The organism is Micromonospora sp. CNZ296 (genome assembly GCF_007827635.1).
Genome location: NZ_VISW01000011.1, coordinates 54802 through 76286 on the forward strand (window position 1 = coordinate 54802; position 21485 = coordinate 76286).

18 protein-coding genes are annotated in these 21485 nt (G+C 73.0%); 10 read left to right on the forward strand and 8 right to left on the reverse strand.

Going from position 1 to position 21485, the window contains the following annotated elements:
* The first annotated feature begins 10 nt into the window (after positions 1 to 10).
* From FB455_RS19070 to FB455_RS19080, 3 genes are read left to right on the forward strand one after another with little or no spacing between them, the layout of a single operon-like run.
* Entirely contained in the window at positions 11 to 532 is a 522-nt protein-coding gene (locus FB455_RS19070) for a MarR family winged helix-turn-helix transcriptional regulator (protein ID WP_030270693.1), read from the forward strand.
* The gene (locus FB455_RS19075; protein ID WP_145754384.1) at positions 526 to 2259 is read left to right on the forward strand and encodes an ABC transporter ATP-binding protein; all 1734 of its coding nucleotides are present in this window, start codon (positions 526 to 528) and stop codon (positions 2257 to 2259) included. Before FB455_RS19070 ends, FB455_RS19075 begins: the two co-directional genes overlap by 7 nt.
* Positions 2256 to 4334 (forward strand): ABC transporter ATP-binding protein, encoded by a 2079-nt coding sequence (locus tag FB455_RS19080; protein WP_145754387.1) that lies wholly within the window; start codon positions 2256 to 2258, stop codon positions 4332 to 4334. Before FB455_RS19075 ends, FB455_RS19080 begins: the two co-directional genes overlap by 4 nt.
* 70 nt (positions 4335 to 4404) lie before the next feature.
* Here the strand turns inward: FB455_RS19080 and thrS are convergent, their stop codons facing one another.
* Complete coding sequence (thrS, locus tag FB455_RS19085; RefSeq protein WP_145754390.1) at positions 4405 to 5619, reverse strand: threonine--tRNA ligase; 1215 nt, start codon at positions 5617 to 5619, stop codon at positions 4405 to 4407.
* Between the two features lie 502 nt (positions 5620 to 6121).
* On the opposite strand from thrS, the gene FB455_RS19090 reads away from it, so the two are divergent.
* From FB455_RS19090 to FB455_RS19100, 3 genes are all read left to right on the forward strand, one after another.
* Positions 6122 to 6745: a DedA family protein gene (locus FB455_RS19090; RefSeq protein ID WP_013473989.1), complete on the forward strand. Its 624-nt coding sequence runs from the start codon at positions 6122 to 6124 to the stop codon at positions 6743 to 6745.
* 38 nt (positions 6746 to 6783) lie between these two features.
* Positions 6784 to 6966, forward strand: a complete 183-nt coding sequence (locus tag FB455_RS19095; protein WP_141722566.1) for a hypothetical protein — start codon at positions 6784 to 6786, stop codon at positions 6964 to 6966.
* 96 nt (positions 6967 to 7062) lie between these two features.
* Entirely contained in the window at positions 7063 to 7725 is a 663-nt protein-coding gene (locus tag FB455_RS19100) for a DUF998 domain-containing protein (protein WP_145754393.1), read from the forward strand.
* A 24-nt stretch (positions 7726 to 7749) separates the two neighbouring features.
* Here FB455_RS19100 and FB455_RS19105 read toward each other — a convergent pair whose 3' ends face one another.
* Complete coding sequence (locus FB455_RS19105) at positions 7750 to 9153, reverse strand: NAD(P)H-quinone dehydrogenase (RefSeq protein ID WP_013284021.1); 1404 nt, start codon at positions 9151 to 9153, stop codon at positions 7750 to 7752.
* 106 nt (positions 9154 to 9259) lie between these two features.
* Between FB455_RS19105 and FB455_RS19110 the strand changes: the two genes are divergently transcribed.
* Positions 9260 to 9715: a gamma-glutamylcyclotransferase gene (locus tag FB455_RS19110; RefSeq protein WP_013284020.1), complete on the forward strand. Its 456-nt coding sequence runs from the start codon at positions 9260 to 9262 to the stop codon at positions 9713 to 9715.
* 74 nt (positions 9716 to 9789) lie between these two features.
* Here the strand turns inward: FB455_RS19110 and FB455_RS19115 are convergent, their stop codons facing one another.
* The 4 genes from FB455_RS19115 to FB455_RS19130 are packed head-to-tail and all read right to left on the reverse strand — an operon-like array spanning position 9790 to position 13137.
* Entirely contained in the window at positions 9790 to 10752 is a 963-nt protein-coding gene (locus tag FB455_RS19115; protein WP_013473987.1) for a GNAT family N-acetyltransferase, read from the reverse strand.
* Between the two features lie 42 nt (positions 10753 to 10794).
* A complete protein-coding gene (locus FB455_RS19120) occupies positions 10795 to 11535 on the reverse strand; it encodes an SCO6745 family protein (RefSeq protein WP_145754397.1) in 741 nt (246 codons plus the stop codon).
* A gap of 43 nt (positions 11536 to 11578) precedes the next feature.
* On the reverse strand, positions 11579 to 12505 hold the full coding sequence (locus tag FB455_RS19125; RefSeq protein WP_145754399.1) for a hypothetical protein: 927 nt from the start codon (positions 12503 to 12505) through the stop codon (positions 11579 to 11581).
* A 2-nt stretch (positions 12506 to 12507) separates the two neighbouring features.
* Positions 12508 to 13137, reverse strand: a complete 630-nt coding sequence (locus tag FB455_RS19130) for an MBL fold metallo-hydrolase (RefSeq protein WP_145754402.1) — start codon at positions 13135 to 13137, stop codon at positions 12508 to 12510.
* A 124-nt stretch (positions 13138 to 13261) separates the two neighbouring features.
* Between FB455_RS19130 and FB455_RS19135 the strand changes: the two genes are divergently transcribed.
* A complete protein-coding gene (locus FB455_RS19135; RefSeq protein ID WP_013284015.1) occupies positions 13262 to 14257 on the forward strand; it encodes a DUF4349 domain-containing protein in 996 nt (331 codons plus the stop codon).
* Here FB455_RS19135 and FB455_RS19140 read toward each other — a convergent pair.
* A complete protein-coding gene (locus FB455_RS19140) occupies positions 14214 to 15473 on the reverse strand; it encodes an amidohydrolase (RefSeq protein WP_145754405.1) in 1260 nt (419 codons plus the stop codon). The genes FB455_RS19135 and FB455_RS19140 overlap by 44 nt on opposite strands.
* A 472-nt stretch (positions 15474 to 15945) precedes the next feature.
* Positions 15946 to 17529 (reverse strand): acyl-CoA mutase large subunit family protein, encoded by a 1584-nt coding sequence (locus FB455_RS19145; protein WP_013473985.1) that lies wholly within the window; start codon positions 17527 to 17529, stop codon positions 15946 to 15948.
* A gap of 203 nt (positions 17530 to 17732) precedes the next feature.
* Here FB455_RS19145 and FB455_RS19150 point away from each other — a divergent pair, with 203 nt between their 5' ends.
* On the forward strand, positions 17733 to 19751 hold the full coding sequence (locus FB455_RS19150) for a serine/threonine-protein kinase (RefSeq protein WP_013473984.1): 2019 nt from the start codon (positions 17733 to 17735) through the stop codon (positions 19749 to 19751).
* Between the two features lie 49 nt (positions 19752 to 19800).
* A complete protein-coding gene (locus FB455_RS19155; RefSeq protein ID WP_145754407.1) occupies positions 19801 to 21465 on the forward strand; it encodes a phospho-sugar mutase in 1665 nt (554 codons plus the stop codon).
* The last annotated feature ends 20 nt before the right edge of the window (positions 21466 to 21485 follow it).

The window sequence follows — 21485 nt, forward strand, 5'->3', positions numbered from 1 at the left end:
GCTCGTGAACATGGGCCCGCTCGTCCGCTTCCCCGACGCGTTGCACCACGCGCCACTCGGCCGGCTGATCTCGATCGCCGGTCACGTCGTCGAGCAGCACTGGGGGCGTTACCTGGCCGAACACCACGGGCTCACGTCCGCCGGCATGCGGGTCCTGATGATCCTCCTCCGTTCCGGCGACGTGAGCCACCGAGAAATGGCCGAGCTGTGCTTCGTCCGGCCCGCCACGCTCACCGGCATCGTGGACACCCTCGAACGCGACGGCTTCGTCAGCCGACGTCGCGACCCGGAGGACCGCCGCACGGTCCGGCTCACGCTGACCGACAAGGGCGGCGAGCACGCCCGCGCCATCATCGACATGATCCACAGCGACCGGCCGTTGACGTCGGTCGACGCCGACCCCGCCAACCGGGCGGTGATCCGCCAGTTCCTGATCGAAATCATCACCGGCATGTCCGACGGGGACCTCCGTCGGTTGAACCGGGACAGCGAGTCCGACACCGAGCCGCCAACGGGGAGCCATCCGTGTTGATCCGCCTGCTCCGCTCACATCTGCACCCGTACCGACGATGGCTGGCCGCCGTGGTGGCCTTCCAGTTCGTCGGCACCATCGCCTCGCTCTACCTGCCCAGCCTGAACGCCGACATCATCGACCGGGGCGTCGCCGTCGGCGACACCGACCAGATCCTGCGTACGGGCGGGTGGATGCTGGTGGTCAGCCTGCTCCAGATCGCCTGTTCGATCGCCGCCGTCTACTTCGGCGCGAAGACCGCGATGGCGTTCGGCCGCGACGTCCGCGGCTCGATCTTCCGCCGCGTCAACAGCTTCTCCGCCCGCGAGGTCGCCCGGTTCGGAGCGCCGTCCCTGATCACCCGCAACACCAACGACGTCCAGCAGGTGCAGATGCTGGTGCTGCTGAGCTGCACCATGCTGGTGGCCGCGCCGATCATGAGCGTCGGCGGCGTGGTGATGGCGCTGCGCGAGGACGTCGGGCTCTCCTGGCTGATGCTGGTCTGCGTACCGGTGCTCGCAGTCGCGCTGGGCCTGATCATCTGCCGGATGGTGCCGGGCTTCCGGCTCATGCAGACCCGGATCGACACCGTCAACCGGGTGCTGCGCGAGCAGATCACCGGCATCCGGGTCGTCCGGGCGTTCGTCCGTGAGCCGTACGAGACCGACCGGTTCCGGGTCGCGAACACCGACCTGACCACCACCGCGCTGCGGATCGGACGGCTCCAGGCGCTGATCTTCCCGATCGTGATGCTGGTGCTGAACGTCTCCAGCGTCGCCGTGCTCTGGTTCGGCGCGGCACGGGTCGACTCCGGTCAGATCCAGGTCGGCGCGCTCACCGCGTTCCTGCAATACCTGATGCAGATCCTGATGGCGGTCATGATGGCCACCTTCATGCTGATGATGGTGCCCCGGGCGGCGGTCTGCGCCGAGCGCATCGAGGAGGTGCTGGACACCGACTCGTCGGTGGTGCCGGCCACCGACCCGGTCACCGAGGTCACCGGCCGCGGCGAACTGGAACTACGCGGCGCCGGATTCCAGTACCCGGGCGCGAGCGCGCCGGTGCTGCACGACATCTCGTTCCGCGCCGAACCGGGCCGCACCACCGCGATCATCGGTTCCACCGGCGCCGGCAAGACCACGCTGCTGACGCTCATCCCCCGGCTCGTCGACCCGACCGCCGGCGCGGTCCTGGTCGACGGCGTGGACGTACGGGACCTGGCCCCGGACGAGCTGTGGCGGCGGATCGGGCTGGTGCCCCAGCGGCCGTACCTGTTCACCGGCACCGTCGCCAGCAACCTGCGCTACGGCAACCCGGACGCCACCGACGCGGACCTGTGGGCCGCGCTGGAGATCGCCCAGGCGCGTGACTTCGTCACCGAGATGCCGGGCGGGCTGGAGGCGCCGATCGCGCAGGGCGGCACCAACGTCTCCGGCGGCCAGCGGCAACGCCTGGCCATCGCCCGCGCGCTCGTCCGCAAACCGGAGATCTATCTCTTCGACGACTCCTTCTCCGCGCTCGACCTCGGCACGGACGCCCGGCTGCGGGCCGCCCTCAAGCCGGTCACCGCGGACGCGGCGGTGGTGATCGTGGCCCAGCGGGTCTCCACGATCATCGACGCCGACCAGATCATCGTGCTCGAGGACGGGGGTGTCGTCGGGATGGGACGACATGAGGAACTGCTGGAGAGCTGCCCCACGTACGCCGAGATCGTCGCGTCGCAGCAGACGGCGGAGGTGGCCGCGTGAGCGCGCCGACCGGGGGGAACAGCGGGACGCCACCGGTTCCGCAGCAGAAGAACGAGCCGACGCGGCTGCCGCCGGCCGGACGGCGCCCCGCTGGCGGCCCGCCGCACATGAGCATGGGCATGCCGGCCGAGAAGGCGATGAACTTCGGGCCGTCGGCACGCCGGCTGCTGGCACGGCTGCGGCCGTACCGGCTCCAGCTCACCGGCGTGCTCGCGCTGGCCCTGGCCAGCGTCGGGCTCAGCGTCATCGGGCCGAAGGTGCTCGGCCACGCCACCGACATCATCTTCAGCGGGGTGATCGGGCGGCAGCTTCCGCCCGGCACCACCACCGAGGCGGCGGCGGAGGCGGCCCGCGCCGAGGGCAACGGCAACTTCGCCGACATGCTGGCCCGGATGGACGTGATCCCGGGGACCGGCATCGACTTCGACGCGCTGGGCCGGGTGCTGGCGTTCGCCGTCGTGCTCTACATCGGCGCCAGCATGCTCCAGTGGGCGCAGGGCTGGGTGCTCAACGGGGTGGTGCAGCGCACCGTGCTGACGCTGCGCGCCGACGTGGAGGACAAGCTCAACCGGCTGCCGCTGCCCTACTTCGACAAGCAGCCCCGCGGTGAGCTGCTGAGCCGCGTCACGAACGACATCGACAACGTGTCGCAGACGCTCCAGCAGACGCTGAGCCAGTTGCTCACGTCGCTGCTCACCGTCGTCGGCGTACTCGGGATGATGTTCTGGATCTCGCCGTTGCTGGCTGTCGTCGCGCTCGTCGCGGTGCCGCTGTCGGTGGTGGTCACCAGCCTGATCGCCAAGCGGTCGCAGGGCAAGTTCATCGCCCAGTGGAAGCACACCGGCGAGCTGAACGGCCAGATCGAGGAGGCGTACACCGGGCACGAGCTGGTCAAGGTCTTCGGCCGGCAGAAGGAGGTCGAGGCCGCCTTCCACGCCAAGAACGAGGAGCTGTTCCGGGCCGGCTTCGGCGCGCAGTTCGTCTCCGGGCTGATCATGCCGGCGATGTTCTTCATCGGGAACCTCAGCTACGTCGCGATCGCCGTGGTCGGCGGCCTGCGGGTGGCGTCGGGCTCGATGAGCCTCGGTGACGTGCAGGCGTTCATCCAGTACTCGCGGCAGTTCACCCAGCCGCTCACCCAGGTCGCGTCGATGGCCAACCTGCTGCAGTCCGGGGTCGCCTCGGCCGAGCGGGTCTTCGCCGTGCTCGACGCCGACGAGCAGAGCCCCGACCCGGCCGAGCCGGCCCGGGTCGCCGACCCGCACGGGCGGGTCGAGTTCGAGCACGTCTCCTTCCGGTACGACCCGGAGAAGCCGCTCATCGACGACCTGTCGCTGGTCGCCGAGCCGGGTCACACGGTCGCCATCGTCGGTCCCACCGGCGCCGGCAAGACCACGCTGGTCAACCTGGTCATGCGGTTCTACGAGCTGGACGCCGGGCGGATCACGCTGGACGGGGTGGACATCTCCACGATGCGCCGCGACGACCTGCGCGGCCGGATCGGCATGGTGCTCCAGGACACCTGGCTGTTCGGCGGGACCATCCGGGACAACATCGCCTACGGCCGGCCGGACGCCACCGAGGAGGAGATCCTCGCCGCCGCCCGGGCGACCTTCGTGGACCGGTTCGTCCGCAGCCTGCCGGACGGCTACGACACGGTGATCGACGAGGAGGGCAGCAACGTCAGCGCCGGGGAGAAGCAGCTCATCACCATCGCTCGGGCGTTCCTGGCCGAGCCGTCGCTGCTGATCCTGGACGAGGCGACCAGCTCGGTGGACACCCGGACCGAGGTGCTGCTCCAGCGCGCCATGGCGGCGCTGCGCTCGGACCGGACGAGCTTCGTCATCGCGCACCGGCTCTCCACCATCCGCGACGCCGACCTGATCCTGATGATGGAGCAGGGCCGGATCGTCGAGCAGGGCACCCACGACCAGCTCGTCGCCGCCGGTGGCGCGTACGCCCGGCTCTACCGGGCGCAGTTCAGCGGCGCGGTGATCGAGGACGAGGTGCCGGCGCCCGCCCCGGCCGGCCCGCCGGGGATGCGGGCCGGCGCCGGCACGCCGGTCGGGAACTGACGTGGACCCGGCCACAGGTCCGGCACCGGTCCCCGTCCGGGTGCCTCACCGGCACCCGGACGGGCCGGGGTCAGGCCGGGAGCAGCGCCGCCGACCGGCTCGCGACCACCGCGCCGATCAGGCCCAGCGCCTCGGCGGCGGGCATCGGGTCGAGCATCCGGCCGTCGCGCAGGCGCAGCGAGACCGAACCGTCGGCCGCCTCCCGGGGGCCGAGGACCCCGGTGTACGGGACGCGGCGGCGGGACGCGTCCCGGATCCGGGCGCCGAGCGAACCGGCGTAGTCCACCTCGGCCCGCAGCCCGGCCGCCTCGGCCCGGCGGGCCAGCCCGACGGCCGCGTCGGCCTGCGCCGCGTCCACCGGGAGCAGCAGCAACTGCACCGGGGCGTACCAGACGGGGAACGCGCCCTCGTGCACCTCGATCAGGTACGCGAACAGCCGCTCCATGCTGCCGACCAGGCTGCGGTGCACCATCACCGGCCGTTTCCGGCGGCCGTCCGAGTCGGTGTACGACAGGTCGAACCGCTCCGGCTTGTCGAAGTCGAGCTGGACGGTGGAGATGGTCGACTCCCGGCCGGCCGCGTCCACGATCTGAATGTCGATCTTCGGGCCGTAGAACGCGGCCTCCCCCGGCGCCTCGACGACGTCCACCCCGTCGAGCGCCGCGCGGAGCAGTTCCTCGGCCCGCGCCCAGCCGGCGTCGTCGCCCACGTACCGCTGACCCGGCCCGCGCAGCGACAACCGCAACCCGGCGGGACGGACGCCGAGCGCGGCGTGCGCCTCGCCGATCAGCCGCAGGATCTCGCGGACCTCGTCACCGACCTGCTCCAGCGCGCAGAAGTTGTGCGCGTCGTTGAGCGAGATGGCCCGCACCCGGGACAGCCCGCCGAGCACACCGGAACGCTCCGCCCGGTACATGCCGCCCAGCTCGGCGACCCGCAGCGGCAACTCGCGGTAGGAGCGGCCGCGGGCGCGGAACACGAGCGCGTGGTGCGGGCAGAGCGCCGGGCGCAGCACGAACTCGTCGTCGGCGCTCAGCCGCATCGGCGGGAACATGTCGTCGGCGAAGTAGCCCAGGTGCCCGGACAGCTCGAACAGTTCCCGCTTACCGAGCGGCGGCGAGTAGACGTGCTGGTAGCCGGCCCGGCGTTCCAGCTCCCGGACGTACTCCTCGACGGCGTGCCGGGCGGCGGCGCCGGCCGGCAGCCAGATCGGCAGCCCGGCGCCCGCGAGCGGGTCGGAGACGAACAGCTCCAGGTCCCGGCCGAGCCTGCGGTGGTCGATCATGTCGCTCTCCTTGATCGGGTACGACCCGGAGGCGAGCAGGCCCGGAACGCCGCGAGGCCCCGGAGCGGATCGCCCCGGGGCCTCGTCGACGGAAACGTCAGTGCGGCGCGCCGGGAACACCCGGCGTCGTGGTCACTACCGCGCTGCGCATGCCCGAACGATAGGCACGCGGGTATCGACGGCGCATCTGAGTTTCGGAGAGTGGGTGCGGGTCGCCGGCACGGGACCTGCCGGCGACCCGCGGCGGCCCGGGCATCGGGAACGGGGGACCCGACGGCTCCGGTGCCGCGTCCGACCAACGGTACGCCGGGAATCGACGACGCGCCGCCCCGCCCCGGCGCGTATGCCCCGGTGACCCGTCACTCGCGGGCGGGCCGCCTCGTTTCACATCTACGGCCTGCCGGTGTCGGCTGTCACCGTGCGGTGGGGCCGGTGGTGGTGACGCCGGGCACGGCGTCAGGCTCGATCCGGTCGAACGGAGAACTCCGGCGAGGTGGCGGTCGTGGCCGAACTCATCTCTGACGTCGCGTCGCCCATGTGGGCGTACGCGCTGCTGCTGATCCTGCTGATCGCCGACGCCTTCGTCCCGGTGGTGCCGACCCAGCTCGTCATGATCACCAGTGGGGCGCTGACGGTGTACGGCGGGCTCAGCCTGCCGCTCACCATCGCGGTCGGCGCTGCCGGTGTGTTCATCGGTGACCTGGCCTGCTACCTGATCGGCCGCAGCACGCCGACCCGCCGCGCGGCACGCGCCACGCCACCCGGACGGGCACGCCGCGCCGTCACCCGGGTCACCCGTGGGCTGCGCGAACCGGGGCCAATGGTGATCCTGCTCTGCCGTTTCGTACCCGGCGGCCGGATGGCTGCCTGCTTCTCGGCCGGGCGCAGCCGCTACCCGTACCGCCTGTTCCTGCCGTACGAGGCGGCGGCGGCGCTCGCCTGGTCCAGCTACGGCACGCTCGTCGGCCACCTGGGCGGTACGGCGCTGACCCACTCGGCGTGGCGGCTGCTGCTGATCGGTGGGGTGGCCGCTGCGGGGTTCGCGCTGGCCGGGTGGGCGATGACCTGGATCAGCAGCACCCGGCAGACCCGCGCCGAGGCCACCGCCGACTCCGCCGGCAGCTGACCCCCGAGCACCTGATCGACGTAAAGGAAGCACAGGCCATGAGCGACGCGGCGAGATGGCACGACGTCAAGGCCAGGGCCCGGCGAATCGATCCTTCGTGGGACGACGCCGAGCGCGCGGCTCGGCGCAGACATCTCAGGGAGCAGATGCTGGCATCGATCGCCGCCGCGCAACCGGCGGGAGACCGGGCGGACGATCCACCTCGACCCGACCTCACCTGACGCGGTTCTCGGGGGTCCGGTAGGGGACGACCCGGGGAGTGAAGTGGGTGGTGGTCCCGGATCCGTCTGGGGCGGTTCCGGCGACAGGCTGGCCGTATGCCTGGAACGCGGAGCAGCGGCCTGCTGGCCCTCGGCGGGATCGTCCTGGCGGCGGTGCTCGCGATGGTCGGTCATCTCGAGGTGAGCGACGACCTGGATCCCTGGTCGCTGACCGTCAGCGACTTCGCCGTCTCCGATCGGGGCGGCGTCATCGACACCGCGATGGCGGTGCTCGCGGCGGCCAGCCTGGTCCTGCTGCCGTCGCTGCGCCGGGCCGGTGCGGGCCGCGTGCCGCTCGCGCTGCTGACCGCCTGGTCGACCGGGCTGCTGGCCGCCGCCGTGGTGCCCACGAACGAGCCGGGCACGCCCATGGACACCGCCGCGTACGTGCACCGGTACGCCTCGGTGCTGTCGTTCCTGGCCCTGCCGGTGGCCGGCTGGCTGCTCGCCCGTCACCCGGTCGCCGGAGCCGCCGCCTGGCTGCGCGGACTGACCGTGGCCAGCCTGGTGCTGGCGGGCGCGATGATCTGGTCCGCCTACCCGGGCGACCGCGCGCTGCTCGGCCTGATCGAGCGCCTCCTCATCCTCACCGAGACAGCCGTCATAACCACCCTGGCCCTGCACGCCACCCTGAGCCCCAGGACCAGCGCCGTCGATCATGCAGTTGCGACCCCGCACGGACCGGGCATACCGGTCGGATCGGGGGCCACAACTCCATGATCGACGAATGCCTGCGAACGGCTGCTACTCCAGCTCGTGGAGCATGAGCTGGCGGGCGGCCTCGGTGATGGAGCCGGACAGGCTCGGGTAGATGGTGATGGTGTGGGCCAGCTCGTTGACGGTGAGGTTGTTCTCCACCGCCATCGTGATCGGCAGGATCAGCTCGCTGGCCTTCGGCGCCACCACCACGCCGCCGATCACCTGGCCGCTCGCCGGCCGGCAGAACAGCTTGACGAAGCCGTCGGCCAGGTCGTCCATCTTCGCCCGGGCGTTGCCGGACAGCGGCAGCATCACCTGGCGGGCCGGGGTCTTGCCGGCGTCCACCTCGTCCTGGGAGACGCCGACGGTGGCCAGCTCCGGGTCGGTGAAGACGTTCGCCGCGACGGTGCGCAGCCGCAGCGGCCGGACCGCCTCGCCCAGCGCGTGCCACATGGCGATGCGGCCCTGCATGGCCGCGACGCTCGCGAGCGGCAGCACGCCGGTGCAGTCACCCGCCGCGTAGATGCCCGGCACGTTGGTACGCGAGACCCGGTCGACAGTCACGTAACCGCCCCGGGCCAGCTCCACGCCGTACTCGGCCAGGCCCAGGTCGGCGGTGTTCGGGATCGAGCCGACAGCGATCAGCGCGTGCGAGCCGGTGACCTGGCGGCCGTCGGAGAGCACCACCTCCACCCCGTCGCCGACACGGCGGACCGCCTCGGCGCGGGAGTTGTTCAGGATGCTCATGCCCCGGTTGCGGAACACCCGCTCGATCGCCGACGCGGCGTCGGCGTCCTCGTGCGGCATGACCCGGTCCCGGCTGGACACGAGCGTGACCTTGACGCCCATGGCGAGGTACGCGCTGGCGAACTCGGCACCGGTCACGCCGGAGCCGACCACGATCAGGTGCTCGGGCAGCTCGGGCAGGTCGTACACCTGGCGCCAGGTCAGGATGCGCTCGCCGTCCGGTACGGCGGTGGGCAGCTGGCGGGGGGTCGCGCCGGTCGCGACGAGCACCGTCGACGCGGCGATGGAGTATTCGGCGCCGCCGTCGGCCGGGGTGACGATCACCCGGTGGGTGTGGCCGAGCGTGTCCTCGCCGAGCCGGGCGGTGCCGGCGACGAACTCGACGCCGGCCTTGACGAGCTTGGTGTGGATGTCGGCGGACTGGGCCAGCGCGAGCCGCTTGACCCGCTCGTGCACCGCCCGCGCGTCGACGGTGACCGCCTCCAGGCCGTCGGAGTGCACCCCGAACTCCTCGGTGTCCCGGTAGCCGGTGACCACCTCGGAGCTGGCGATGAACGTCTTGGAGGGCACGCAGTCGGAGAGCACGCAGGCGCCGCCGGCGCCCTCCGCCTCGACCACTGTGACATCGGCGTCCAACTGCGCGGCGACCAGAGCCGCCTCGTACCCGGCCGGCCCGCCGCCGATGATCACGATCTGGCTCACAGAGCCATCCCTTCGTCGAAGCTCACAGTGACTTTCTTCTCCCCGTCCCGTCCGACACGCACTGTCGTATTCTCCCCCACCCGTCGGCCGGGCTATCGTCGTCGCCGTGCGTCTCTACGCTGCTTACGGCTCGAACCTGGACCCCGCCCGCATGCGCGCCTACTGCCCGCATTCGCCGATGGTGGGCACCGGCTGGCTTGAGGGGTGGCGGCTCACCTTCGCCGGCGAGGACGTCATCGGGTGGGAGGGCTCGGTCAGCACCGTGGTCGAGTCCCCCGGTGACCGGGTGTTCGTGGCGCTCTACGACATCCACCCGTACGACGCCGCGCAGCTCGACGAGATCGAGGGCGTGACCGCCGAGACGTACCGCAGGCTGACCGTCCGCGTCTCGACGCTCGACGGCGACGTGACCGCGTGGGTCTACGTGTTCGACGGGTACGAGGGCGGGCTGCCCACGGCGTGGTACCTCTCGGAGATCGCGAACGCCGCGGAGAAGGCGGGCGCGCCGGACGACTACGTCACCGAGCTGCGGTCCCGCCCCACCGGCACCGCGTCCGCGTAGCGCGTCTCCCACACCGACAGTCTGCGCCGCGCGACCCTACGGGCGCTCGGCGACCCCGGTACGCGGGTGCCTGGTCACACCCGCGAGGCGGGCACACTCCGCTCGTACATGTCGGTCCAGCGCTCCTCCACCAGCCCGACGGAGCGGTAGAGCGTGACCGGCGCGGTCGGGTTGGCCAGGTCGACGCCCAGCCCGGCCCCGGCGCGGCCCTTCGCCGCGTAGACCGCGAAGGCCCGGCGCAGCAGCGCCGCACCCACCCCGCGACGCCGGTACGCGGGCAGCACCGACAGCGTCCGCACCCACCCGAGGTCCTGGTCGAGCGCCTGGTCGGAGGACTGGAGCGCACCGGCCGGCTCGCCGTCGACCTCGGCCAGGAACCACTCGTCCCAGACCTTGCCGTACGACGGCAGCAGCTCCCGCCACTGCTCGAAGTCGAGCGGGTCGTGGTCCGGGGTGTCCCGGAACGCGGTGTCGTAGATCCGGTGGAACAGCCGCAGGTCGCTCTCGTCGTCGGCGCGCAGCGGCCGCACCGTCACCCCGGGCGGGGGCGCCGGCTCGGCGGGCAGGTCGGCGAACGAGCGACTCATCCGGATGTAGCGCTTGATCCGGGTGAACCCGGCCTCGGTCAGCTCACCGGCCCAGCGGGTCTCCGGCGCGTACACCCCGGTGCGCGCGGTCAGCGCGGGCAGGCCGCGCTCGGCGGCCCGCTCGGCGACGCGTTCCAGCAGCCGGGCAAGCAGCGGCGCGCGCAGGTCGGCGCCGCGGTCGGGGTCGACGAGGACGTCCACCCACTCCCGGCCCACGCCGCTCGGGTTGGCCAGGATCGACCAGGCCACCGCCGTACCGTCCGGGTCGGTGACCAGCCAGGAGTCCCGGTCCGGGTCGACGAACGGCGCGGTCAGCGCGGACCGCACGTCCTCGTCGTCGAAGTCCGGGTAGCCCACGGCGAAGGTGTCGGAGGCGTGCACCACCGCGAGGATCGCGGGCACGTCGTCGAGGGTCGGGCGGCGGGCCGACCAGCCGGCGGGGAGCGTCACGGGCCAGATCCTGGCAGCCGGACCGGCCGGATCGCCTCCCATTTATCCGCCGCGGGCGCGTAGCCGCGCGGCGCCGAGCAGACCCAGCAGCTCAGCGCCCTCGGCCGCGTCCAGCGCGCGGAACGCCGCCGACGCCAGCCGGTCGGTCACCGCCTCGGCCCACAGCCGGCGCCGCACCAGCGGCCCGACCGGCGGGTACGGGGGCACCCAGCCGCACGCCGCAGCGCCCGCCTCGCCCTCCGGCCCGGCCAGCACCGCCTCCAGCGGCGTCAGCCCAGCCGCGCGCACCGCCAGCAGGTACGCCCCGGCGAAGTGCTCGCGCAGCAGCAGCATGCCGACAGCCGCCCGCGCACCCGGGGACGGATCGGGCACGGGCATGGCCCGCCAGGCGGCGAACAGTGGCATGCCGCTGCCGTCCGCCGCGTCGACCGCCCGGCCCAGCAGCGCGGCGAGCCGCGACGACTCGGCGCCGTCGCCCAGCCGGACGGTGCCCCACCGGCAGCACTCGGCCAGGTTGGCGGCGGCCACCTCCAGCGGCGGGACGGTCCGCGCGGCGGCGTCCCAGCCGTCCGTGACCGCCTCCGGCGCGATGAAGCCGAGCGCCGCGGCCACCGTCTCGGCGCGGACGTCGCCGAGCGCACCGGCCCGCCCGGTGATGTAGAAGGCCCATCCGGAGATGCCCAGCAGCCGCGCCCGGCGCAGCGTGGACGGGCAGCGGGCGAACGCCTCCCCGAGTTCGAGCACCAGCGGTTTGCAGGCGGCGGCGAGCTGTTCCGGAGTCATCGGCCGCCCGTCACCGTCACTCCACCGAAGCCATTCATCACGCTCAGTCTGCCGCGTGGTCACCGGTGTCGGCATCCCCCTCTTCGGCGTCGAGCGCCTCCAACACGGCCTCCACCTCACCGGCGCGGCGCCGGGCCGCTGTGACCACCCGTTCCGCGCCCCGGCGGGCCAGCCGGGCCCGGCTCAGCTCCTGCTCGGCGACGGCCCGTCGACGCTCCAGCTCGGCCAGCTCGGTCTCGATCCGGTCCAACGTCGCGGCGCCGTCCCGCTCGGCCGCGTCAGCCGTCGCCAGCTCCTTCTCGGCCCGGTCCAGGTCCGCGCGGGCCCGGGTCAGCTCCCGGGTCGCGGTCCGCCGCCGCCCGGCCCGTTCGGCCCGCGCCGCCCGCTCGTCGCGGGCCCGGCGCGCGTCGGCCCGCTCGGCCGCCCGATCCGGTACGACAGGCGCCTCCTCGCCCCCTGTCACGAGCCGGAGCTGGGGGCGGGGCACCTCGCCGAACCCGGCGTAGTGGCTGGCCCGCAGCAGGCGTCCGGCGCGTACCTGCTCGGCCACCTCGGTGTCCGACAGCGCGGCGTTGAGTGTCGCCTCCACCTCGCCCAGCGGCAGCTTCCCGGCCGGGGGCGCGGCGGGCTCGGCGGCGGCGAGCCGGCGTACCTCCGCCACCAGCGCGCCCACGACGGCGCGCCGCTGCGCGGACAGTTCCCGCAGCGTGCCGCCGCGCAGGTCGCGTTGCGCGGCGCGCAGCGACTCGGCGAGCTGGCTCAGGTCGGCGACCAGCTCGGGCCGGCGGATCGCCAGCAGGTTGACCAGCCAGGCCGCCACTGTGGGACGGCGCAGCTTGCCGATCTCCCGGGCGGTACGCGGGTCACCGGACTGCCGCGCCTGCGCGACGGCGGCGTCCCGGGCCGCCACGAACCGGTCCGGCGGCGTGGCGTAGAGCCGCCGGACCACCTCCGCGGGCACCTCGGTCATGGTCAGGCGTCGATCCGGGTGCCCGGCTCCAGACGGCGGTAGTCGGTGTTGGACATCGCCGTGTACTGCCGGTCCAGCACACCGAAGCCGTTGTCGTTCAGCAGCCCGTCGTGCAGCGCGTACGCCCGGCGTGGCGCGACCGCGCGGATGAAGTCGACGACCTCGGAGAACTTCGACCAGGGCGCGTGGATCGGGGCGAACAGCGTGTCCACCTGTACGTCGTCGGGCACGAACAACGCGTCGCCCGGGTGGTAGACCACGTCGGCGAAGAGGTAGCCGATGTTCTGGATCACCGGGATGTCCGGGTGGATGACCGCGTGCTGCCCGCCGTACGTCCGCACCGGCGTCCCGGCGACTGTGAGCGACTGTCCGGGCTCGACCGTCACCAGCGCCTCGGCGGCGTCGCCGAGCACCCCGGCGAGCGAGGCGGGACCGTGCACCGGCACCGGCCGCCGCTCCAGCGCCCGGGTCAGCGCGGCGACGTCCACATGGTCCGGGTGCTCGTGGGTGATCAGCACCGCGTCGGCGCCGTCCAGCGCCGCCGGATCGCTGAAGACACCCGGGTCGACGACGAGCACCGCACCGTCGTGCTCCAGCCGGAGACAGGAGTGGGCGTATTTGGTCACCTGCATCGTGACTCCTCGATTATCGAATCGTGATGTCCTCAGCGCAGTCTGCCGGAACCGGCGCGACCACGCGTCACGTCCGAGGTATCGGTCCCGGCAGTCGGGGCCGTCGACGATCGGAGTACGGGGTATGGGCGGACGACGACTCCGGGGCGTGGCCCTGGTGGCTGTGGGTCTGATAGCGGCACTGGGTGTGGGCGCCTGCGGCGCGGGCGGGGACTCCGGCAGCGACTCGGCCGCGCCGGCGGCCGACGGGGGCGCGGGGCGCGAGCAGGCCGCCGAGGGCGGCGCGGACAGCGGTGGCGCGGATCGCGACCAGGCCGCTCCGGGCGGCACCGGTGGCGCGGACCTGCGGGTCGACCAGCGGTCCATCATCTACACCGGGACCATGCAGGTCCGGGTGGACGATGTGGAGGCCGCCGCGCGGGAGGCGACCACAGCGGTGACGGCGGCCGGCGGATTCGTCGGCGCGGACCGGCGGTCGAGCCGGGCCGCCGAGGCTCGGGCGGCGCTGACGCTGCGCGTGCCCGCGGACCGGTTCGCCGCGGTGATCGACCGGCTCGCCGGTCTCGGCCGGCAGGAGCGCCGGGAGATCCGCACCGAGGACGTCACCGAGCAGGTGGTCGACCTGGACGCCCGGATCGCCACCCAGCGTGCGCGGGTGGAGAGTTCCCGCAAGCTGCTGGCCCGGGCCACGTCGGTGGACGAGCTGGTCCGGCTGGAGAACGAGGTGGGCACCCGGCAGGCGGACCTGGCCGCGCTGGAGGCCCGCAAGCGCCGGCTCGCGGACCTGACCTCGCTGTCCACCATCACCGTGACGTTCCTCGGTCAGGACGCCAGCACCGCCGAGGAGGAGGCCGACCTGGGCTTCCTGGCCGGGCTGGGCGGCGGCTGGACGGCGTTCCTGGCCTCGGCCCGGGTCCTGCTCACAGTGCTCGGCGCGGTGCTGCCGTTCGCGGTCGTGATCGGCGTACCGCTGTGGTTGCTGCTCCTGTGGCGGCGCCGGGTGCGGGCCCGGCGGACACCGCCGCCCGGCCCGAACCCGGCGGCGCCGATGCCGCCGGGGCCGCTCGGCGGTCCGGTCAGCGCGCCGCCGCCAGTGCCCGCAGCGCGGTCTGGACCATGAGGCGTACGCCGGCCTCGATGGCGCGCTCGTCCACGTCGAACGAGGCCCGGTGCAGGTCCACGTTGGGACCGCTGCGACCGACGCCGAGGCGGGCGAGCGCGCCCGGCACGTGCTCCAGGTACCAGGAGAAGTCCTCGCCGCCCATGCTCTGCGGCGTCTCGGCGATGCCGTCGGGGCCGAGCGCCGCAGCGGTGGCCGCGGTGAGGACACCGATGGCGCGGGCGTCGTTCGTCACCGGGGGCCGGCCACGCAGGTATTCCAGGTCGACAGTGGCGCCGGTGGGCGCGAGCACGTCCCGCACCACCTGAGCGACGATCTCGGGCGCCTGGTCCCAGGTGTCGCGGTCCATCACGCGTAGCGTGCCGGCCGCGCACGCCTCGGACGGGATGACGTTGTAACGGGTGCCGGCCGAGGCGTGGCCGAACACCAGCAGCAGCCCGCTGTTGGCCGGCACCCGGCGGCTGATCAGCGTCGGCACCTCGGTGACCAGCCGGCCGAGCGCGTCCACCAGGTCGACGGTCAGGTGCGGGCGGGCGGTGTGCCCGCCGGGCCCGGTGAGCCGGACGGTGACGTTGTCGGCGGCGGCGGTGATCGGCCCGACCCGCAGGCCGACCTTGCCCACCGGCAGGTTCGGGTCGCAGTGCAGCGCGAAGATCTGCACCACGTCGTCCAGGCCACCGGCCTCGATGACCTCCAGCGAGCCGCAGGGCAGGATCTCCTCGGCCGGCTGGAAGATCAGCCGGACCCGGCCGTCGAGGCGGCCCGTGTCGGCGAGCTGGGCCAGCAGCATGCCGACGCCGAGCATCACCGACGTGTGCACGTCGTGGCCGCAGGCGTGGCAGACGCCCTCCACGGTCGAGCGGTACGGCACGTCCTTCGGGTCGCTCAGCGGCAGCGCGTCGATGTCGGCGCGGAGCGCGATGACCGGGCCGTCCGGGCGTCCGTCGATGTCGCAGATGACGCCGTTGCCCTTCGGCAGCAGGCGCGGCTTGAGACCGGCGAGGGACAGCTCACGGTGCACCAGCGCGGCCGTCTCGAACTCCTCGCCGGACAACTCCGGGTGGGAGTGGATGTGACGGCGCGTTTCGATGAGGCCGGGTACGCGCAGCGCGAGCAGATGGTCGAGCTCGAAGGGCAGGGGCTGGTAACCGGTCGGCGCCTCGGGCCGGGACGACGACAGCAGGCCGCCGGAAGGCAGCGTCAACGCACTCGTCACGTCGAATTCTCGATCACTAGAAGTGGATGGATCTTCGGGTCGGACAGCAGACAGCCTAGACCTCCGACGGTGACGCTGCGCAACATCTTTCGCGTAGCGGTCGGACCGCGCAGCGTCACGAATGCCCTGGTGAGAGGGCTCGAATATCTGCGGGACAGCAGGTAGATCGCGGTCGAACGCCGTCATCCGCCTCCCACCTCCTACAACGCGTAACCGTTTCATCGGTCACAAATAACGACCCGTCGTTCCGAATTGTCGCATTAGTCGCGGCAATTAACTGCCGCTCCGACAATTGCACGACAACTGTCGGCTGCCGGAAGACTCCCGACGGTGACACGAGCGCCCGACCGCCGACCGCACACGCTGTCCGTCCCGTTCACCCGATCCGGTTACCCGAATCGCCGAATCGCACACGCGAAGGCGGCCCGCGCCGCACACCGAGGGTGTACGACGGGGCCGCCTCCGGACAGTTTCAGAACCGGTCGCTGGGCCGGTAGATCCCCCACACCTCGCGCAGCGTCCCGCAGACCTCGCCGACCGTGGCGCGGGCGCGCAGCGCCTCCTTCATCGGGTAGAGCACGTTGGTGTCCCCCTCGGCGGCGGCGCGCAGCTCGGCCAGTGCCCGCTCGACCGCGCCGGAGTCCCGCTCCGCGCGCAGCCGGGCCAGCCGCTCCCCCTGCGCCGCCTCGATCGACGGGTCGACCCGCAGCGGCTCGTACGGCTCCTCCTCGTCGATCCGGAACCGGTTGAGCCCGACCACCACCCGCTCACCCGAGTCGATCTCCTGGGCGATCCGGTACGCGGACTGCTCGATCTCCCGCTTCTGGAACCCGGCCTCGATCGCGTCCACCGCCGAACCGTGGTCGAAGACCCGGTCCATCAGCTCGGTGGCGGCCGCCTCCACCTCGGCGGTCATCGCCTCCACCACGTACGACCCGGCGAACGGGTCGACGGTGGCGGTCAGGTCCGTCTCGTACGCCAGCACCTGCTGGGTCCGCAGCGCCAGCCGGGCCGCCTTCTCGGTGGGCAGCGCGATGGCCTCGTCGAAGCTGTTGGTGTGCAGCGACTGGGTGCCGCCGAGCACCGCGCCGAGGCCCTGCACCGCCACCCGGACCAGGTTCACCTCCGGCTGCTGGGCGGTGAGCTGCACGCCGGCGGTCTGGGTGTGGAACCGCAGCATCATCGACTTCGGGTTCTTCGCGCCGAACTCGTCGCGCATCAGCCGGGCCCAGATGCGCCGGGCCGCGCGGAACTTCGCGACCTCCTCCAGCAGCGTGGTGCGGGCCACGAAGAAGAACGACAGCCGGGGCGCGAAGTCGTCGACGGCCAGCCCGGCGGCGAGCGCCGCGCGGACGTACTCCACGCCGTTGGCGAGCGTGAACGCGACCTCCTGCGCGGGCGACGCGCCGGCCTCGGCCATGTGGTAGCCGGAGATGGAGATGGTGTTCCACTTCGGCACCTCGGCCCGGCAGTAGGCGAAGGTGTCGGCGACCAGCCGCAGCGAGGGCTTCGGCGGGAAGATGTACGTCCCCCGGGCGATGTACTCCTTGAGGATGTCGTTCTGGATCGTGCCGTTGAGCGCCGCCCCCGGCACGCCGTTCTCCTCGGCCACGAGCTGGTAGAGCAGCAGCAGCACCGAGCCGGGCGCGTTGATGGTCATCGAGGTGGAGACCTTGTCCAGCGGGATGCCGCCGAACAGCGTGCGCATGTCCTCGATGGAGTCGATGGCGACGCCGACCTTGCCCACCTCGCCGTGCGCGATCGGGTCGTCCGAGTCGTACCCCATCTGGGTGGGCAGGTCGAACGCGACGGACAGGCCCATGGTGCCGGCGCGAAGCAGCTGGTGGTAGCGCGCGTTGCTCTCGGTCGCGGTGCCGAACCCGGCGTACTGTCGCATGGTCCAGGGCCGGGACGTGTACATCGTCGGGTAGACCCCGCGGGTGTACGGGAACTCGCCCGGCTCGCCCAGCCGGGCGTCCAGGTCCGCCGGAAGGTCTGCCGCCGTGTAGACGCCCTGGATCGGGAAACCCGACTCGCTTGACCGCGCATCGCTCATTACCGGATGGTAGGACGCGCAGACCGCCTGGTGGGTGAGGGATACCGCACACCTCGCGGCGGCGACCCACCGGAGGTGAGCGACCGACCACATACCGTCGAGTAGGTAAACGCCCGCCGCGTCGGGTTTCGCATCGGGCGTCGGAACCAGCAAGATAGAGGGGTTGTGTCCCAGCCCCCTCGATATCCCCCGGTGGCTTTTCTGTGACTCAGATTCCGACGTGGAGCGGCGGACCGGCCAGTCCCCCCACTGGACGCGCGGCGCCCGGCACCACCATCGGTGGTCGCTACTCGCTGCGCTCCCCGGTGGGCAACGGAGGCATGGGCACGGTCTGGCGGGCCACAGACACGTTGCTGCGCCGTGATGTGGCGGTCAAGGAGGTCGTCCTCCCGCCGGGGCTCGCCCCGAGCGACCGCGACGCGCTCTACGAACGGACGCTGCGGGAGGCCCGTGCCGCCGCCGCGATCCAGCACCCGGCAGTGGTGCAGGTCTACGACGTGGTCACCGAGGGTGGCCGCCCGTGGATCGTGATGGAACTGCTGGACGCCCGCAGCCTGGCCGACATGGTGATCGAGGACGGGCCGGTCGCGCCGCGCGCCGTCGCCAAGATCGGGATCGCGCTGCTCGGCGCGCTGGAGGTGGCGCACGCGATCGGCGTGCTGCACCGCGACGTGAAGCCGGCCAACGTGCTGATCTGCACCGACGGCCGCTGCGTGCTCACCGACTTCGGCGTCGCCCGGATGCCCACCGACGTGCAGCTCACCACGCCCGGCATGGTGCTCGGCTCGCCGCACTTCATCTCGCCCGAGCGGGCCATGGGCCAGGAGTTCGGGCCGCCGAGCGACCTGTTCTCGCTCGGCGTGACGCTCTACACAGCGGTCGAGGGCCGGCCCCCGTTCGACAAGGGCGACCCGATCGAGACCATGCACGCCGTGGTCGAGGACCCGCCCGCCACGCCGCAGCGCAGCGGCCCGCTGACCGGCGTGCTGATGGGGCTGCTGGAGAAGGACCCGGCCCGCCGGATGGACGTGCACCGGGCCCGCGCCAACCTGCGCGAGCTGCTCGCCGGGCCGCTGACCAGCACCGCCACAGCCGTCAACTCGGTCACCGACCCGTACGCGGTGGTGCCGGTGCCGCGCCCGACCACGCCGCCGGCGATCGCGGCGGAGCCGAAGCCGAGCGGGCAGATCGGCGGCCGGGCGATGATCGGCCCGGACGAGTCGCTCACCGACCGGCTCGCCGCGCTGCGCCGCGGGGAGCGGCCCGCCGGCGAGAAGCCCGCGGCGGGTGCCGCCGCGCTCGACGAGACCAGCGCCGACGCGCTGGCCGGCCCGCTGCACACCCCGACCGGCGCGATGTCCGGGCCGGGCACGCCGGAGGCCACCCAGCGCATCTCGCCGGACGCCACGGTGCGGCTCGGCCAGGGCGCCGGAGCGGACGCGACCCAGGCGGTGCCGACCGCCTACGGCCGCACCGTCGACGCCACCCAGCCGGTGTACGGCGGCAACCAGTGGTCGGTGCCCGGCACCGGCCAGCCCTGGACCACAGCGGCCACCTCGCCACCGGCCGCCGGTGGTGGCGGCGCGGTCGGCGGCGCCAAGGGCCTGCTCGGGCGCGTGAAGGCGTGGCCGCGCAAGGTCCAGCTCGCCGCCGCCGGTGGTCTCGCCGTGGTGCTGCTGGTGAGCGTGATCGCGCTGACCAGCGGCGGCGACGACGCTCCCCCGCCGATCGTGGGCGCGCTGCCGTCGAACTCGGCCGCCGCCTCGCCGGTGGAGATGCAGGAACAGACCGTCAAGGGCGTGACCATCCAGGTGCCGAAGGGCTGGCAGCGGCAGACCGGCGGCCTCTACGTCGACTACGTCGACCCGGAGGACGAGGGCCGCAAGGTGCGGGTCATCGCCGAGGCGTGGGGCGGCACCTCGATCAGCTGGGCCGAGTTCGCCTCGCGGAACCTGAAGAAGAACAGCACCAAGAGCAAGACCTGCCCCGCCCCCTACACCGAGGTGTCGGTCTCCGAGCAGCCGCTGGCCGGGCAAACCGCCGGCCAGCTCGAATACACCTGCGGCGAGGGTGAGTCCATGCGCCACGGCATCTGGCGGGGCGTGGTCAAGGACGGCAAGGTCTACTCGTTCTACCTCTCCTCGACCGACGCGCGGTTCGCCGAGAGCAAGCCGATCTTCGACGCGATGGCCGGCTCGTTCCAGCTCACGGCGGCCAACTGAGTCGAGGCCGACGGCCAGTGGTGATCCGCCGCCGTGCTTTCATGAGGCAATGGCGGCGGAAACCACTGACCTTGACGACCTTCGCGTACGCGCCGAGCGCTGGCTCGCCGACGACCCGGACCCGGACGACCGCGTCGAGCTGCGCACGGTCCTCGACGGGCTGCCCGGCACGGCGGCCGACCTGGCCGACCGGTTCGCCGGCCCGCTGACGTTCGGCACCGCCGGGCTGCGCGGCCCGCTGCGGGCCGGGCCGAACGGCATGAACCTCGCCGTGGTCACCCAGGCCGCCGCCGGGCTCGTCGGCTGGCTCGCCGCCCAGGGCGGCGAGGGCCCGCTGGTGATCGGGTACGACGCCCGGCGCGGCTCCCGTGCCTTCGCCGAGCGCACCGCACAGGTGGCCACCGGTGCGGGTCGCCAGGCGCTGCTGCTGCCCCGGCCGCTGCCCACGCCCGTGCTGGCGTTCGCGGTCCGGCAGCTCGGCGCGGTCGCCGGGGTGATGGTCACGGCCAGCCACAACCCGCCGCAGGACAACGGCTACAAGGTCTACCTGGGCGCGCAGCTCGGCGGTGAGCTCGGCGCCGGCGCGCAGATCGTGCCGCCCGCCGACGCCGGCATCGAGGCGGCCATCCGGGCGGTCGGCCCGCTCGCGGCGGTGCCGCTCGGCCCGGCCGGTCAGGTGCTCGGCGACGACATGGTGACCGCGTACGTGGAGCAGGCCGCCGCGGTGGTGGACCCGGCCGGACCGCGGGACCTGAAGGTGGCGTACACGCCGCTGCACGGGGTTGGTGGCGTGGTGCTGACCGCCGCGTTCGCGCGCGCCGGTTTCGGCGTTCCAGGCGTGGTGCCCGAGCAGGCCGAGCCGGACCCGGCGTTCCCGACCGTGAGCTTCCCCAACCCGGAGGAGCCGGGCGCGGTGGACCTGCTCGTCGCGCTCGCCGACCGCACCGGCGCCGACCTCGCCGTCGCCAACGACCCGGACGCGGACCGCTGCGCGGTGGCCGTACGCGACGCCGGGTCCTGGCGGATGCTGCGCGGCGACGAGGTGGGCGCGCTGCTCGCCGACCACCTGATGCGGCGCGGCGTGACCGGCCTGTACGCCACCACGATCGTGTCGTCGGCGCTGCTGCGGGCCATGGCGGCGGCCCGGGGCCTGCCCTACGACGAGACGCTCACCGGGTTCAAGTGGATCGTGCGGGCCGGCGGGGGCCGGGAGCCGCTGGTGTACGGCTACGAGGAGGCGCTGGGCTACTGCGTCGCGCCGGGTCACGTCCGGGACAAGGACGGCATCACCGCCGCGCTGACGGTCGCCGAGCTGGCCGCCGGTCTCAAGGCCGAGGGCCGTACGCTCCTCGACCGGCTGGACGAGCTCGCAGCCGAGTTCGGTGTGCACCACACCGAGCAGCTCTCGGTCCGGGTGGAGGACCTGCGGGTGATCGCGGACTCGATGGCCCGGATCCGGGCGGCCACCCCGACCACGCTGCTCGGGCAGCCGGTGACCGAGGCGTCCGACCTGCTCCCCGACGCGGACGTGGTGATCCTGCGCACCGGCGCGGCCCGGGTGGTGATCCGGCCGTCCGGCACCGAGCCGAAGCTCAAGGCGTACCTGGAGGTGGTGGAGCCGGTGACCGGCGGCGACGTGCCCGCGGCCCGGCAGCGCGCGCGGGCCGCCGTCACCGAGCTGCGCAACGAGATCGCCGCCGCCCTGGGCCTCTGACCCCTGGTGCAAGGAAGGGC